Annotated in this window: 16 protein-coding genes, 2 rRNA genes and 1 other RNA gene; 13 read left to right on the top strand and 6 right to left on the bottom strand. The window is 29.3% G+C overall.

The genetic code is table 11. The features are described from left to right. Positions 1-246: 246 nt before the first annotated feature. The 13 genes from X924_RS03750 (at position 247) to X924_RS03695 (ending at position 11,395) form a co-directional block, all read left to right on the top strand. A complete protein-coding gene (locus tag X924_RS03750; protein WP_158245307.1) occupies positions 247-783 on the top strand; it encodes a dihydrofolate reductase family protein in 537 nt (178 codons plus the stop codon). Position 784: 1 nt separating this feature from the next. Further along, complete coding sequence (locus X924_RS03745) at positions 785-1,714, top strand: carbohydrate kinase family protein (RefSeq protein WP_158245306.1); 930 nt, start codon at positions 785-787, stop codon at positions 1,712-1,714. 46 nt (positions 1,715-1,760) lie between these two features. Further along, positions 1,761-3,176 carry a glycosyltransferase gene (locus tag X924_RS03740; RefSeq protein ID WP_121957606.1) on the top strand — a complete coding sequence of 472 codons (1,416 nt, stop codon included), beginning with the start codon at positions 1,761-1,763 and terminating at the stop codon, positions 3,174-3,176. Positions 3,177-3,226: 50 nt separating this feature from the next. Next, positions 3,227-4,834 carry a DNA repair protein RecN gene (locus X924_RS03735; RefSeq protein WP_121957605.1) on the top strand — a complete coding sequence of 536 codons (1,608 nt, stop codon included), beginning with the start codon at positions 3,227-3,229 and terminating at the stop codon, positions 4,832-4,834. Between the two features lie 7 nt (positions 4,835-4,841). Further along, positions 4,842-5,462: a hypothetical protein gene (locus X924_RS03730; RefSeq protein WP_121957604.1), complete on the top strand. Its 621-nt coding sequence runs from the start codon at positions 4,842-4,844 to the stop codon at positions 5,460-5,462. Between the two features lie 47 nt (positions 5,463-5,509). Next, positions 5,510-5,875: a transfer-messenger RNA gene (ssrA, locus tag X924_RS03725) on the top strand. Positions 5,876-6,032: 157 nt separating this feature from the next. Continuing rightward, a complete protein-coding gene (locus X924_RS03720) occupies positions 6,033-6,275 on the top strand; it encodes a TM1266 family iron-only hydrogenase system putative regulator (RefSeq protein ID WP_199172623.1) in 243 nt (80 codons plus the stop codon). A gap of 13 nt (positions 6,276-6,288) precedes the next feature. Beyond that, the gene (gene hydG, locus X924_RS03715; protein ID WP_121957603.1) at positions 6,289-7,704 is read left to right on the top strand and encodes a [FeFe] hydrogenase H-cluster radical SAM maturase HydG; all 1,416 of its coding nucleotides are present in this window, start codon (positions 6,289-6,291) and stop codon (positions 7,702-7,704) included. 16 nt (positions 7,705-7,720) lie between these two features. Continuing rightward, entirely contained in the window at positions 7,721-7,960 is a 240-nt protein-coding gene (locus X924_RS03710; RefSeq protein WP_121957602.1) for a hypothetical protein, read from the top strand. 44 nt (positions 7,961-8,004) lie between these two features. Next, positions 8,005-9,099, top strand: a complete 1,095-nt coding sequence (gene hydE, locus X924_RS03705; RefSeq protein ID WP_233186574.1) for a [FeFe] hydrogenase H-cluster radical SAM maturase HydE — start codon at positions 8,005-8,007, stop codon at positions 9,097-9,099. Further along, on the top strand, positions 9,086-10,282 hold the full coding sequence (gene hydF, locus X924_RS03700) for a [FeFe] hydrogenase H-cluster maturation GTPase HydF (RefSeq protein WP_121957600.1): 1,197 nt from the start codon (positions 9,086-9,088) through the stop codon (positions 10,280-10,282). Before hydE ends, hydF begins: the two co-directional genes overlap by 14 nt. Before the next feature lie 206 nt (positions 10,283-10,488). After that, positions 10,489-10,665: a hypothetical protein gene (locus X924_RS10140; RefSeq protein ID WP_158245305.1), complete on the top strand. Its 177-nt coding sequence runs from the start codon at positions 10,489-10,491 to the stop codon at positions 10,663-10,665. Position 10,666: 1 nt separating this feature from the next. Beyond that, positions 10,667-11,395: an ATP-binding cassette domain-containing protein gene (locus X924_RS03695; protein WP_121957599.1), complete on the top strand. Its 729-nt coding sequence runs from the start codon at positions 10,667-10,669 to the stop codon at positions 11,393-11,395. A 9-nt stretch (positions 11,396-11,404) separates the two neighbouring features. Here the strand turns inward: X924_RS03695 and X924_RS03690 are convergent, their stop codons facing one another. The 6 genes from X924_RS03690 to X924_RS03665 form a co-directional block, all read right to left on the bottom strand. Then, positions 11,405-12,631, bottom strand: coding sequence for a hypothetical protein (locus X924_RS03690; RefSeq protein ID WP_146255664.1), 1,227 nt, complete (start codon positions 12,629-12,631; stop codon positions 11,405-11,407). Further along, positions 12,526-13,263, bottom strand: coding sequence for a tRNA pseudouridine(38-40) synthase TruA (truA, locus tag X924_RS03685; RefSeq protein ID WP_121957597.1), 738 nt, complete (start codon positions 13,261-13,263; stop codon positions 12,526-12,528). Before truA ends, X924_RS03690 begins: the two co-directional genes overlap by 106 nt. Before the next feature lie 11 nt (positions 13,264-13,274). Beyond that, on the bottom strand, positions 13,275-13,853 hold the full coding sequence (locus tag X924_RS03680) for a hypothetical protein (protein WP_121957596.1): 579 nt from the start codon (positions 13,851-13,853) through the stop codon (positions 13,275-13,277). Positions 13,854-13,876: 23 nt separating this feature from the next. Beyond that, a complete protein-coding gene (locus tag X924_RS03675) occupies positions 13,877-15,556 on the bottom strand; it encodes a phospho-sugar mutase (RefSeq protein ID WP_121957595.1) in 1,680 nt (559 codons plus the stop codon). 448 nt (positions 15,557-16,004) lie between these two features. Next, positions 16,005-16,117: ribosomal RNA gene (rrf, locus tag X924_RS03670) — 5S ribosomal RNA — on the bottom strand. Positions 16,118-16,144: 27 nt separating this feature from the next. Then, positions 16,145-16,284, bottom strand: a 23S ribosomal RNA gene (locus X924_RS03665); the annotation flags it as partial.

Raw genomic sequence — 16,284 nt, 5'->3', positions numbered from 1 at the left:
TATTAAAAAATATATAAAAAATAAAACCTTAATTAAATTATAATGCCGTTGGTCTGAATAAGCAAGTTCCAATATTTATCATTATTGATAATTAAATCTAATTAAAGAAAATTATTCTTGATTATAACCTAAAATCTCAGTTTTTCTTTTAATTGTAATAATTTTTTATAATTCATATTCTATTCGAAAGTTATCTTAATAAGTTAGTTCGTTATGCTTAACAAATCAAAGGAAGGAGATATATATATGAAAGTCGTTCTTATTATGGTTCAAAGTATAAATGGAAAAATTAGGTTGAATAAGAACAATATCCAAAAATGGACTTCTATCGAAGATAAAAAACACTTCCAAAAAATAACAAAAGAAATTGGTGTAGTCATCATGGGAAGAAAAACTTTTGATTCTATAGGTAAACCTTTAAAAGAAAGACTCAATATAGTATTAACTGGTTCTCCAGAAAAGTATAACGCTCTTGAAAAGATGTACAATAACCAATTATATTTTACAGATATGATTCCAGAAAAAATTTTAGAACATTTAGAAAATAAAGGATATCAGAGTGTCGCATTAATCGGAGGTCCAACTATTAATTCGCTATTTTTAGAAAAAGATTTAATCGATGAAATCCTTTTAACTATTGAACCGGTTATAATAGATGGTGATCTTTCAATTTTTTCATATGTTAATGGCATTCATAATTTCGAGCTGAAAAATATTGTTAAATTAAACAAAAACAGCTTGTTATTAAAATATGTAAAAAATGTGCCCTTTGAGGAGGATTAAAATGTATAACTTTATTTCTTTCGGAGAAGTTTTAATAGACTTTATTTCTAAAGATTATGTTGACGGATTAAAAAACGCTACTTCTTTTGATAAATTCTTAGGAGGTTCCCCCAGTAATATAGCTGTGAATATTTCTAAGCAAGGTTTTAGATCTGCCATAATATCAAAAGTTGGCAATGATCCTTTTGGAAACTATATTTTGAATGAGCTAAACAAATACAAAGTCGATACTTCTTTTATTATTCAAGATAATCTTGTTCAAACTGATTTAGTATATGTTTTAAAATCCAAGACCTCTCCGGAATTTTATCCATACAGATCAGCTTCTTTGAATTTAGAATTTTTAGATTCAAGTATCAAAAAAATAGTAGATACAAATATATTTCATTTTTCTTCTTGGGCTATATCTTCCGACATAAACTTAAAAAATACCTTAAAGCTTCTAAAATCATTTAAAAAAAGCCGTACTTTAGTAGGATTTGACCCAAATTATAGAAAAATACTTTGGCATACTTCTTTAGAAATTGAAGATGTGCTAAAATTAGTTCTTCCTTACGTTGATTTTATAAAACCTTCTTTAGACGATTGCTATCACATTTTTGAAAAAAATACACTCGAAGAAGAATTCATAAAAATATTTCATGATTTTGGAGTTAAAAATGTGATTTTAACATTGGGAGAAAATGGTTTCATAATATCTACAGGTACCGATAAAAGACACTTTGAATCTTTTGCAAAAGATGTGGTTGATACTACCGGTGCTGGAGATGCTTTTTGGTCAGGACTATATGTGGGAATAATAAATGGATTAAATATCGTTAATTCATCGAAATTAGGAAATGCTTTTGCTGCCGAAAAATTAAAGTCTGTTGGAGCTATTTCGGAAATTAAAAGTTACCAAACACTATTAAAAGAGTACAATATTGTATAAATTATATTCGATGAATTTGAAAAATGTAAGAGGAGGCAATTTTATTATGAGAGTTTTGTTTCTCAATCCCCAAGGAAATTTTGATAAATATGATTCACATTTAACTGAACATCCTGATTTTGGAGGCCAACTTGTATATGTAAAAGAAGTTTCTAAAGAACTTGCTAAAATGAATATTTCGGTTGATATAGTTACGAGACAGATAATAGACGAAAATTGGCCTGAATTTTCTAATGAAATAGATTACTTTGATGAATCTTTAAATCCACGAATTGTTAGAATACCTTTTGGAGGTGAGAAATTTTTAAATAAGGAAGAATTATGGCCGTTTTTGTCAGACTATGTTAAAAATATTTTAGATTTTTATAAAAATGAAAATATAGATTTTATAACCACTCATTATGGAGATGGAGGATATTCTGGCGTTCTTTTAAAATCAAAATTAGGAATTAATTTTTCTTTTACAGGTCATTCTTTAGGAGCTCAAAAAATGGATAAACTTGGTGTGAATTTAGAAAATTTTAACGAATTCGATAAAGAATACCATTTTTCTCAAAGAATTATGGCAGAAAGACTTTCTATGAAACACGCTTTTAAGATAATAGTTTCAACCTCTATGGAAAGATTTGAACAATATTCTCATCCTCTATACAAAGATGTTGCGCAAATAGAAAACGATAATAAATACAAAGTTATCCCACCTGGTGTAAATACAGAAATATTCAACGATGATGCGAGTGTTTTGGATGATAAAACTATAAAACAAATAAAAGAAAAAATAAAAAATACAAAAAAATCTTTTATTATTCTCTCAAGTAGATTAGATGAAAAGAAAAATCACTTAGCAGTGGTGAAAGCATTTGCAACCTCAAAAACATTGCAAAATAATTCAAACTTAGCGATATTTCTACGAGGTATTAATGACCCATATCAAGATTTCAACTTATTAAACGAAAAAGAAAAGAAAATATTGAAACCTATTTTAGAAGAAATAGAAAAAGCAAAAATTAAAGACAAAGTGTATTTCTTTGATTTCAGATCTCAAAAAGAACTTGCAAGTGCTTATAAATACTTTTCTCAATTAAAATCAGTTTTTGCCTTAACAGCTTTTTATGAGCCATTTGGATTAGCTCCAATTGAAGCTGGCGCATGTGGTCTTGCTGTTGTTGCTACAAAAAATGGGGGACCAAGTGAGATTTTTGATGATGGATCAGGAGTCCTTGTAGATCCTGAAAATATCCAAGAAATTGAAATAGGCTTAATTGAAGCTTTAAAAAACTACGAATCTTATTCTGAAAAAGTAAAAAAAAGAGTGCATGAGAAATTCACATGGAGAAGAACTGCCGAAGGATACCTTACTGTTATTCAAGAAGGAATGGCAAAAAAAGAATATATAAAGGAAGATAATTTAGATCTAAATGGGAAAGAATTAATTATCAATTATCTTAAGAATAAAATATGATATAATTTATATATGGGAAAAATTCTAAGATTTGTGGTTGGTGAAATATTATGTTAGTTTCTCTTTCAATGAATAATTTTGGACTTTTTAAAAAAGTAAACATGGATTTCGATGATCATTTCAACGTTATAACCGGAGAATCTGGAACGGGAAAATCTATGTTATTAAATGCCATAAATGTTTTTTTAACTGGCAATATTCCTCAGAATTTGAAAACAAACGAAGGTTCAGTTTCTGCTTTTTTCTTAATTAATGAATTTCTAAAAGAAATCATAAAAGAACACGTTCCTATTAAAGACGATGAATTAATTTTATCTGTAAATTATACTCCCAAGAAGGTCCTTTTTAGAATTAACGACACTATAGTTTCAAAAAACATTGTACAAGAAATTTCCAAGTTTTTAATAGAGATGCATTCACAAGATTCAAATATTGCTTTGAGAGACGAAAACTATCAAAGTACACTTATTCTTAGAATTTTAAGGGAAAATTTCTTGCAATATTTTTCAAAATATGATGAAAAGTTTCAAGAATATATGAAATTAAAAAAAAGGTACGATAATTTACCATCTAATACCACAGAAATTTTTAGAAATATAGATATTTTAAATTATCAGATAAAAGAAATTGAAGAAGTTAATCTAAATCCCAACGAAGATGATGATCTTTCTGAACGTTTTAGAACTCTAAATAATATAGAGGAAATAAAAGAAAGAATAATAGAATCATTAAATATTCTCAAAGATAGCGAAGATCAAAGCATTGATGTTGCCTTAGGTAAAATCATATTCAATTTGTCAAAAATTATTAATTTTGGATTTAAAGAGGAATATTCATTGGCAATAGATATACAGGACCAATTCAATCAATTGTACAGTATTTTAGAAAATAGATTTAACGAGTTAGAAGTAGATCCAGAAGAATTAAACAAAGTCGCATTAAGACTAAATAAGATTATGGAATTAAAAAGAAAATACGGACCTACGTTGCAAGATGTCTTAGACACCTTAACCAAATTAAGAAAAGAAAAAAATGAATTAGAAGAAATCCAAAGAGATCTTTATGAATTAGAACCAGCTTTAATTAAAATCAAAAACGAACTTGAAATAGAAAGTTGTAATATTATCGAAAAATCCAAACCTTTTCTTCAAGATATAAAAGAAAAAGTTGAAGGTAACTTAAAAGATTTAAATATGGAAAATTGCAAAATAGATTTTAAAATCGAACAATTAAAGGAACCAAGAAAAGAATCTTTTCATAAAATTACTTTACTTTTAAAAACTAACCCAAAAAGTGAATTTTTACCATTATCTGATATCGCTTCTGGAGGTGAACTTTCCAGAATAATATTGGCTTTAGAAGCAGTAATTGGAAACAATCATAATATTGATACAATGTTTTTTGATGAAATAGATTCGGGAGTTGGTCCAAGGATGGCCGATATAGTTGGAAGTAAATTGAAAGAATTATCTTCTAAAAAGCAAATTATAGTTATTACTCATATGCCACAAGTTGCAAATTTGGCTAAAAAACATTTTAAAATAACAAAATCCTTGGAAAATAACGAAACGGTTTCAAAAATTATTGAGTTAAACGACGAAGAACGGCAAGAAGAGATAAAAGAAATGTATGGAAACATAGTTTATATAGAAGGGTGAATTATAAATGTATAGTAGAGAAGAAGCGATACAAAAAATTATCGAAGAGAAAGGGTTAAAAGCTATTCCTAACTTGATAAAACTGTTAGATGATGATGATCTAGAAGTTAGAGAACTTGCAAGAGATGCACTAAGCATAATGGCACCAGAAGGTAAAGAATATATTTTAAAAGAATTTAAAAAAAGATTTGAAATGTATATAAAAGATGACACAGTCTTGTTATACTTAGCCGAACTTCTTTCCGATTTAAGATGCCAAGAAATAGTGGAAAATTTAAAAATGTCTTTTTCAATGTTTACAGATGAAAGAGCTTTTATCTTGATTATTGAAAGTTTGCTTAAAATTACCCAAGATGAAAGTTATTTGGACATTTTAAAAACTTATTTGGAAAATGATGAAACAGAAATACAAGAGATTAGCATTATGGCAGTATCAGAATTGCCCTGCAAAAAATCTATTGATATTTTAGCCGAAAAATACTATACAACAAGGGATAAATCTATAAAGGCTTTAATTTTAGATTCGTTAATAAAGATAATTGCAACTGCTTATGATTTACTACCTTATTTTGAAGAAAAATACCCTGACCTTTACGATATTTTAAAATGGGACCTTCAGAAACGTTGAAAATCTTAAAAATTTATGGTATAATTATATTGGGAATGTTCTAAATAGGGGACGTCCCGGATTCGACGGGAATAGGTTGAACTCGGGAAGCGAGCCGAGGAGTCTGAAACCTCGTTAAAAAGGGAAAAACTATGAAATGCCGAAAAACCAGAATTAGCTTTAGCTGCTGCCTAATATAGTGCGCAGCTCGTCTCTCCTCAAGTTTAATGAAGACCTTTCTTGAGGAATGAGGCGTCAGAAAAAGGTCTTTCTTTCAAAATCTTGTACCCGGATTTTGAAAGTACAAAGGGGTACTAGAATCTTATAACTCTGCCTGCAAAGTTGTAAGATTCGAAAGATGATTGTGGGCTGCGCTCGGAGAAGCCGAGTTCACCTGTTTTCGGACGCGGGTTCGACTCCCGCCGTCTCCACCATTTGCTAACATGTCTAATATGAATGTTACAAAATTCACATACTTCCTGAGATAAAAGATTAAGTCTGATATCGAAGGAAGGAAGAGGGTTTATTAATATCCCTCCTTCTTTCGGTATCTTGTTATATTTAGATATAAAAAGAAGGAGGGATATTATTTTGGAAAAAAGATTAACGATGATCTCCATAGCGATAAAAAATAGAGAAAAAGTCTACAATACCGTAAATGAACTATTGCATAGTTTTGCTGATAATATTCTTTTAAGAGTAGGTTACCCCCGTCAAGACAAAAATTTGTCGATAATTTTTTTGGTATTCGAAGGAACAACCGATGAATTAAGCTCTTTAAATGGAAAATTGGGGCAAATTCCCGATATAAAAGTGAAATCTCACACAATTTGAAGGAGGTATTTTAGTGTTTTATGTTAGAGACAAACAAGGGCAGAAGCCTTTCATAAAAGAGGGAAAAATTTATGAATTGTTAGAAAAAACAAAGTCTCCTGACAGTATAAAAGTTGATGAAATAATTCAAAAATCTCTATCAAAAAAAAGACTTGAACCTGAAGAAGTTGCAACCCTCTTGAATGTTGAAGAAGAAACTACCTTAGAAAAAATTTTTGAAGGTGCAAAAACACTGAAACAACGAATATATGGTAACAGAATTGTATTTTTTGCACCCCTTTATATTGGTAATAAATGTGTCAACGATTGCCAATATTGTGGATTTAGAAGTAGTAATAAAGAAATTTACCGGAATTCCTTGACATTTGAACAATTAAAAAAAGAGATAGAAGCTTTGGAAAACAAAGGTCATAAGAGATTAATATTAGTATACGGCGAACATCCTGAATACGACGCTAATTTTATAGCAAAAACTGTTGAGACTGTTTATAACACAAAGAATAATAATGGAGAAATCAGAAGGGTAAATATAAACGCTGCACCTCAAACAATAGATGATTACAAAAAAATAAAAGATGTGGGAATTGGAACTTTTCAAATTTTCCAAGAAACATACCATTATGAAACATATAAAAAACTTCATCCAAAAGGACCTAAATCAAGTTATATCTGGAGATTATACGGCTTAGATAGAGCAATTCAAGCTGGAATCGATGATGTTGGAATCGGGGCATTATTTGGTTTATCTAATTATAAATTTGAAGTAATGGGGCTTATTTATCATACAATTCATTTTGAAGAAAGATTTGGCTTCGGGCCTCACACTATTTCTTTCCCACGAATCGAACCTGCTTTAAATACTCCTTTATCTTTTCAGCCTCCTTCCTTAGTAGACGATAAAACTTTCAAAAAAATAGTAGCTATTTTAAGGTTAGCTGTACCTTATACCGGATTAATATTAACTGCAAGGGAACCTATAAAAGTTCGAAATGAAGTTTTAAAATTAGGAGTTTCTCAAATAGATGCAGGATCTAATATAGGAGTAGGAGCATACTCTACACAAGACAAAGAATCTTATAAGAAAAGTCAGTTTACACTAAGTGATCAAAGAAGCTTAGATTTAGTAATTAAGGAACTTTCAAAGGAAGGTTATTTACCATCTTTTTGTACTGCTTGTTATAGAATGGGTAGAACTGGTGAACACTTTATGGAATTTGCAATACCAGGATTTGTAAAAAGATTTTGCACACCCAATGCAATATTAACCTCTTTAGAATATTCCCTTGATTATGCATCTAATGAAACTAAAAATATTATAAAGAACCAAATAAACGAAGAATTTAAAAATATGGAAGAAGGTAAATTAAAAAACATGCTGTTAGAAAAAATAAAACTTATTGAAAATGGGGAAAGGGACTTATATTTCTAATGGGAGATTTTAAAAAATGAAAGAAAATAATAATGATAAAGATTTTTTAAAGTCAAAAATTGATCAACTATATGAACAATATGGCACAAAAGTTTGGCTTTCAAAGAAAATTGGGAAAAGAGTTAGTTTTGTTTACGCAAAAGGTACAGGTTTTGAAATTCCCCCAGTAAAAATATATGAAGACAATACATATATTGTATTTCTTGAAAGTGATAACGAAACAATTATAGAAAAAGCAAAAACATTTTTTGAATAAACTGCCATTAAAAACTTTTATTAAAAAGTAATGGAGGAATTTATGTGAAAACCAAATTCATAGAAGAAGTGGAAAAAATTCAAAAAAATTTATCTTCAGAAATTAAAAACATTATTAATTACTTCTTAACTCATGAAACAATAGAAAAACCGCACATAATAAAGATCTTATCCTTACAAAAAGATGAAGAGGATAGAAATTATATTTTTAAAATAGCTAATTTGATTAGGAAATATTACACAGGAGATTTTATAAATATAAAAGGAGTTATAGAATTTTCAAATTACTGCAAAAAAAATTGTTTTTATTGTGGTTTGAGAGCAAAAAATCCACTAATAAAAAGATATCGCATGTCTCCTGATGAAATTATACAAACAGCTAATGAAGCTTTTCATTATGGTTTAGATACAATAATACTTCAAAGCGGTGAAGATGATCTATACACTGACGAAGATTTGGTAAATATCATCTCTGAAATTAGGAAGAATACGAGACTTCCTGTATCTTTATCTATAGGAGAAAGAAGTTTTTCTTCGTATAGAAAATTTAGAAAAGCTGGAGCAGTTAGAGCCTTATTAAAACATGAAACAATAAACAGGAAGATATTTGAAAATATTCATCCTGATAAAAATTATGAAAATAGAATAGAACTTCTAAGATATATGAACAATTTGGGATATGTCACAGGGTCTGGAAATATTATAGGATTACCAAACCAGACATTAGAAGATATAGCTGATGACATTATATTTATGAGAGATGAAAATATACATATGATAGGAATGGGCCCCTTTATACCTGCCAAAAATACCCCTTTAGAACATTTCTCAGCAGGAAACGCAGAGCTAACCTTAAACGCTTATGCTGCAACAAGATTGTGTATTCCCCGAGTACAAATGCCTACAACTACCGCTTTAGGAACTATTTCTCAGAATTTGCAATATCAAGGTTTTTTCGCTGGATGTAATGTAATCATGGTTAACATAACACCTGATAAATATCGAAAAAATTATAATATATACGACAACAAAATAAAAGTTGAATTTTATCAAACCTATAAAAAGATTATCGAGCTTGGTTTTTCACCGTCTCCCCTAACTCAAAAGAGAATGAAGGAGGAAATAAATGTTAGCAAATAGTGGTTATAGAACTTATATAGCAATATCAGGAAGGCGGAATGTTGGCAAATCTTCTTTAATAAATTCCATATTTAATCAAGATATTTCTATAGTATCAGAAGTAGCTGGTACTACTACAGATCCAGTATATAAAAGTATGGAATTACAACCTATTGGACCCGTAACCATAATAGATACTCCAGGAATAGACGATGAAGGTGAAATTGGAATCAAAAGAATAGAAAGAGCCAGAAAATCTTTTTATAAAGCTGATATAGCTTTATTAGTAACTGATTCAAAACCTACCCAATACGAAACTTTTCTTTCTAATATTTTTAATGAAATGAAAATCCCTTTCATAATCGTAATAAACAAAATAGATAAAATCGATAATGTTGAACATATTAAACAAATGTATCTCGAAAATTTTAAAAAGCCTGTCGTTGAGGTATCTTGTTTAGAAAGAAACAATATAGAATATTTAAAGCAAATTTTAACAGAAATTATACCTCAAGAGAACGATATACCCATGTTACCTGAGTTTATTAAAAGTAAGGATATTGTTTTGCTTGTTGTACCCGTAGATACAGGAGCTCCAAAAGGGCGCTTAATAATGCCCCAAGTAAATGCAATTAGAGAAATACTTGATAGAAAAGCTTTTCCAATAGTAACATCTGTAGAAGGTTTACCGGAAATCTTAGATAAAATAAATGAAAATCCTAGATTAGTTATCACTGATTCGCAAGCTATAAAAAAAGTTGACGAATTAACTCCAAAAAACATTAATTTGACAACTTTTTCAATATTAGAAGCAAGACACAAAGGTGATATTAATATATTGACAAAAGATGTTGAAGTAGTAGAAAAATTAGAAAATGGAGATACCATTCTTATTATCGAAGGATGCTCTCATAGACCTTTAAAAGAAGATATAGGTAGAATTAAAATACCAGCATGGCTTGAAAAATATACTAAAAAATCTTTAAATTTTAAATTTATATCAGGAAAAGAATTCCCAGAACTTTCAGATGTTAAAAATATAAAATTAGCTATACATTGTGGGGGTTGTACTTTAACAAGAAAAATGATGTTGAGAAGAATCAACGCATTAACCAGACTGGAAATTCCTGTTGTTAATTATGGTGTAATTATATCTTACCTGCATGGAGTTCTGAATCGAACCTTAGAACCACTTCTAATTTAACAATTAGTTTTTATTATGTAAATACTAATATATAGAATTTTTTTAAAAAGGGATATGTAATTGATAATCCCTTTTTATAGTTTTATTTTTCACGGATTTATAAAACAACTGTAATGGAATTTAGCTTTTTTGTATAAAGAAAAGAGTAATATTATATATGTAAGCCACCGATGCAAATTATTATAAAAAGAAAGGCGGCGAATAACATGTTTACGAATGAGCAAAGCCTTAATGTTGAGGATTATAATAAAATAAAAGTATCTTCTCAAATCGATTTTATAAGATTACTCAAGAATGCAGACGACCATGAAAGCATGATCAAATTGGCTTTATTAAAAGAAACCATGAATCAATTCAACAACTTCAAAAAAGAAAAAAAATAAGATGGATAAAGAAAGTATATTAAAAATAAAGAATTTATCAATAACAATAAATAAAGAAGAAATTTTAAAAAATATAAATTTAGAGATCTTGTCTAATCAAATCTTTTTAATCTATGGACCTCGTAATTCAGGCAAATCTGTTTTATTAAGATCCATAGTAGATCTAAATGAAGAACTTTTTAGTAATATAGATGAAAAAGGAAAAATCTTACTTCAGGGAAAAGACATAAAGACCTTTGATAAAAGACAATTAAGATCCCAAATAGCTTATGTTGAACCTACATTTGTTGATAATATAAATTTTTTGAAATTAAGCGAAGTTTTTAATTTGGCATTAGGCTTAAAGCTTTCGGAGATTTCAAAAGAGCAATTTTCTATATTAAATAAGTTAAAACTATCTCATATCTTCTCTGAAAAAACTACCTTGAAAAAATATGAAAACTTTGAAAATTGGACTATTGGTGATAAAGTTTCTTTAATAATATTTTTAAGTATTGTGAGAAACCCACAAGTTTTTATATTTGACTCAATTTTAGATCATTTAGATGATTTTTTATTAAATAATATAAAAGATTTTCTATTTGAGATGAAAGAAGAAAGGACTTTAATCATTTCTACTAGGAATCTTTTTCTGTTTTCTGATATTGCAGAAGAGGTCGCTTTTTTAACAAAAGGAGAACTTTTGTTCAACGGAAAAATTAATAAGTTCATTTTGAATTTCCCTATTTGATCTTGGGCTCTAATTACCATAATAAATATTAGTTATGCCTTCTTCGATAACAATTTTGAAACTTCCTATCTCGTAATTCTTTTTAGGTGCATAATTAGGCAATTCAAGTTTCATGTTATAAACATTACCTTCTTTAAATATTCCGCCATTAAAATCTATTTTATATCTCTCTAATTTAAAAGTTTCAAGTAGAATATAATCATTGCCTACCATTATAGCTAAAGGAGATCTTCCAAAATCTCTGTTCAAATTTTTATCTCCTAATGTAAGAAAATGACCTGAACTAGTGATCAAATAAACGCTTCTATTTTTTTCATATGCAAAAATAACTTCTCCGTCTATATAAAAAGATTTACTTTTCTCTTCGAGATTTCCATAATTACAATAAAATCTTGATTTTACAATTATTGGTTCATCTGTTTCTGATATCCAAATAGAAAAAGGATTCCCATAAAAGAAAGTCCCGCTTTCTAATTCAAATACTTTTTCGATATTAGTATGAACTTGCTTAAATAAATTTAATCTTTGTAAATCAACTGTATACTTCCTTTCTTCAAAATTTGTTAAATCAATTTCTAACTTTTCTATATTATTTTCCAAAACAATTTTTGAAGGAGGAACATTTATTTTTGAAGGTATTTCAATTTTTTTGTTATTCAATGTTGCTAATTGTGAATCTCCGACAATCTCAAGTTCTATCCATTTGGAAGGTATTCTAAAAATTATTTCTCCCAAAGGAGGATAAAATTCGTATCGAAACACAATGTCATCTACCAATAAATCTACTCCCACTTTTTTATCCCAAAATTCAAATATGGAATTAGAGATACCATCATCGGTTAATATGAAAGAATTCTCAGATATTAAAAAAATACTTCGAGGAAAATCTTGTATGAGAAGTTTAATAGTTTTTTCAAAATTTGATAAAGTAGTTGATTCTACACGATTATTATAATCAATATAAAATAAACCATTATCGTATTTTATTTTCATGTGTTTGGAATCATCTTCTGGAGGAACAGAAATGTCAGCATATTTATAAAGAGTATAAAAGACTTCGCTAAAAAGTTCGGGAGGCCCTTCATATATAAGGCCAACCTTTGAAATAGACAAAACCGAAGAACTAACTATTAAAATAAAACCGAATAAAAATATAATCCTTGAGCAGGGGCAGAAGCTGGTGCCATCGATCTTTGCCTTGCTTCCAGTATCTCTTTTATACTTTCTATCTCCCATGAACCTGTACCTACCTTTACTAAGGTTCCTACAATATTTCTAACCATCTTTCTTAAAAAAGATTTACCTTCAACTCTAATCAATATAAAATTATTCCTATAATTTAAAATCCTGATTTTATATATATTTCTTATGGGATTTCTTTCATCATTTCCTGTTTTAAAGCTTGTGAAATCATGCTCTCCTTCTAAGTACTTAGCAGCTAACCTCATTTTTGAAATATCCAAATCGAAGGGTAACCACCATACCCTATTTCTTAAAAATATGTCCGGTTCTTTATTTATATAAACAATATAATGATATATTCTTTTTTTAGCTTCAGAACGAGGATTAAAATTATCTTTAACAAATTCGACTTTCTTTACATAAATATCTTCAGGCAAAATGGCGTTTAAAGCATCTCTAATATTTTTATCAGTCATATTTTCATTTGCTACTTCAAAAGAAACAACTTGTCCCAATGCGTGAACCCCTGTGTCTGTTCTTCCGGCTGCGTAAGTAAGTATTTTTCTTTTGAATATAATATACAAAGCTTTTTCTAACTCTCCTTGCACGGTTCTAACACCGGCTTGTGATTGATAACCAAAAAAATTTGTTCCGTCATATGCAACAGTTGCTGCGACCCATTTCACTAAAATTCCTCCTAATATATTTTTTGCATAATAGCGGTTTCTAATATTTTAAAAGTAATTTCAGATTCATATTTTTTCAGCAAAAATTGATTCCTTTTATAAAAGCCTTCATAAACTTTTATCAAATATAAATTGACGAACCTTGTTATTCTTTGAGCTACGATCTCTCTTTTATCAAAAGAAATGGTTTGTACTATATCGTCAAGCCAGAATTCATAATTATTATTCATATCACTCTGAATTATCAATTCATTAAAAGAGTTTACTATCTTTCTTAAACCAACATATTTAGAAATAATTTCCACAGAATCATCATATAAATCTCTTACGCAATCAGGTACAAAATCGTCATATACTGCCTGAAAAGACTTCTTACTATATAAGTCTATTTTTAAAAGCCTTGTTATTCCAGATATATCCTTATTATCTTCTTCAACTAAAAAATATCCTATATAGTTCTTATCTTTAGAAAGTTTCATTTCCTTTGGAAAAACGTCTTGAATAATCAAAGTACTTAAATTTTGATAGTAAATATCTTTAACTTCAAAGAAATTTCCTTCTTCTGAAAAAATAATATTATGAAATTCCATTTAAAAACACCTCAACTTTTAAATTAGACATTTACTATTTCAGAAATTGCGCTTTCAGCCTCTTTAATAAGCTGTTGAGCCTCATCTTCTGTACTTCCGTCAACTAAAATATAAAACTTTATTTTTGGTTCTGTACCTGAAGGTCTTCCAATAAGTTTTATTTTCGAATACCTTAGCTCTACAACATCTGATTTTGGAAGTCCTTCGATACCTTTCAAATAGTCGAGAGTTTCTAACAAATCGTATTCTCCTATTTTCACAGGAGGATTTTTGCGCATTTTATTCATAATCCTATTTATCTTTTGAGCTCCTTCAAAACCTTCAAATTCGAAAGAAATAAGTTTTTCTTCATAATAACCATACTTTTCTTTCAAATCTTTTAAGTATTCTGATAAAGTTTTTCGTTTGGACAACATTTCAGAAGCCATAATAGAAATTAATGCAGCTGCTATAATAGCATCTTTATCTCTCGCATGATCGTTTGCTAAATACCCGTAACTTTCCTCAAATCCAAAAATAAACCTTCTTCCACTATTTTTATACTTTTCAATTTTTTCACCTATGTACTTAAATCCTGTTAATGTTTCTTCTACGGTAACTCCAAATTCCTCTGCAATAGGTTTTACCATATCGGTTGTAACAATAGTTTTTACAATATAATCTCCAACTTTCAAAGAAGAATATTCCCTAAACTTACACAGTAAGAAATGAGTCAACATTACACCTACTTGGTTGCCAGTAAACGTTATATACTCTCCATTATAATTTTCATATATTCCTATTCTATCTCCATCTGGATCAGTAGCAAGTACCAACCCGGCTTTAACTTCTTTCGCTTTTTTCAATGCCAACTCAAAAGCACTTTTTTCCTCAGGATTTGGAACTTTTAATGTAGAAAAATTAGAATCCGGTTTAGACTGTTCTTCAACTAAAAATACTTCAAACCCCAATCGACTTAATATTCCTGTAACGAGTTTTAAAGCTGCACCATATAAAGGAGTATAAACAATTATAGGTTTTATATCCATTAAAGCATTTAATCCTCTTAAATAACCTTCTATCTCATCTAAATAATCATTAAAAATTTCTTCGTTTAAAAGAGATATTTTTTCATTTTTAAGAGCTTCTTCAAACGGAATAATTTTACTGTCTTTAAAATAATTTAACTTCTCTATTTCAGCGGTTATCTCATTGGCATACTTTGGTACAGCCTGAGTCCCGTCTGAAGTATAAACTTTATATCCATTATATTCAGGAGGATTATGACTTGCAGTTATAACTATTCCCCCATCAGTTTTTAATTTTCTTACAGCAAAAGATAAAAGTGGAGTTGGAGCGACCTGATCAAAAAGAAAAACATTAATATCATTTGCTGCCAAAACTCTAGAAGCCGTTTTTGCAAACAGCTCAGAGTTTTTTCTAGTATCGTAGGCAATTACAACACTTGGAAAATCTTTTTGTTTTTTCAAATAATTCGCATAACCTTGAGTAGCTCTCGCAACTGTATAAATATTCATCCTATTACTTCCAGCACCAATTTTGCCTCTTAATCCCCCAGTTCCAAACTCCAAATCCTTATAAAATCTATCAATTATTTCTTTCTCATCATCTTTTAATTTCAACAATTCCTCTTTCAATTCTCCATCTACATTTTCAAGCCATTCTTCATATATATTAAAGGCTCTTTCTCTAATATTATCCAAAATTACACCTCCTAAACCATAAAAACTTTATATATATATGCACTGTCTTCAGAATTTATAAAATTCATATTTTATAGAGAGTTAAAGATAATCTATTGATAAAATACCTCCGCAATTCTAATTTTGACCAATTTTCTATCATTTAACTTCTTCGGTACTTGTACCAAGAAAGGAAATAAGGCTCTGCTCTGAACCCGTTTAAAATTCAAAAGCTTATTTTATTAACAAATTTTCCAATTTTGTTTTATTCAAAAAACTCACGTAGAGAGTCTCTATTATTAATTCGACTTACATAGATTGTATGCTAAAACCCTCACAGGATTTCATACTGATACCCAATTACGAGCATTTCTAAAAACTTTATATATTTTGTTGCTAAAATTATATCATAAAAAATTAATAAAACGAAAAAATGCCGCTATTGTTTAGCGGCATTTTGAAATAAGAAAGGGGGCGATACCTACTCTCGCACGTCATAGCGTACTACCATCGGCACGATACGGCTTAACCGTCAGGTTCGGAATGGATCTGGGTGTTTCCCGTATCGTTATCTTCACCCCCTATTACTCACTCATAAGTGCATAGGGTTACGTCCAAAGCCTCGGGCTATTAGTACCGCTCGGCTCAATGCTTCTCAGCACTTACACCTGCAGCCTATCTACGTCCTGTTCTCGAACTGCCCTTACCTCTTTTCAGAGTGGGAAGCTTATTCTTAGGGCCCGCTTCCC

Origin of the sequence: Petrotoga sp. 9PWA.NaAc.5.4 (assembly GCF_002895485.1) — a bacterium.
Taxonomy (GTDB): Bacteria; Thermotogota; Thermotogae; order Petrotogales; family Petrotogaceae; genus AZRK01.
This window is presented reverse-complemented; position numbering and strand designations above follow the sequence as displayed.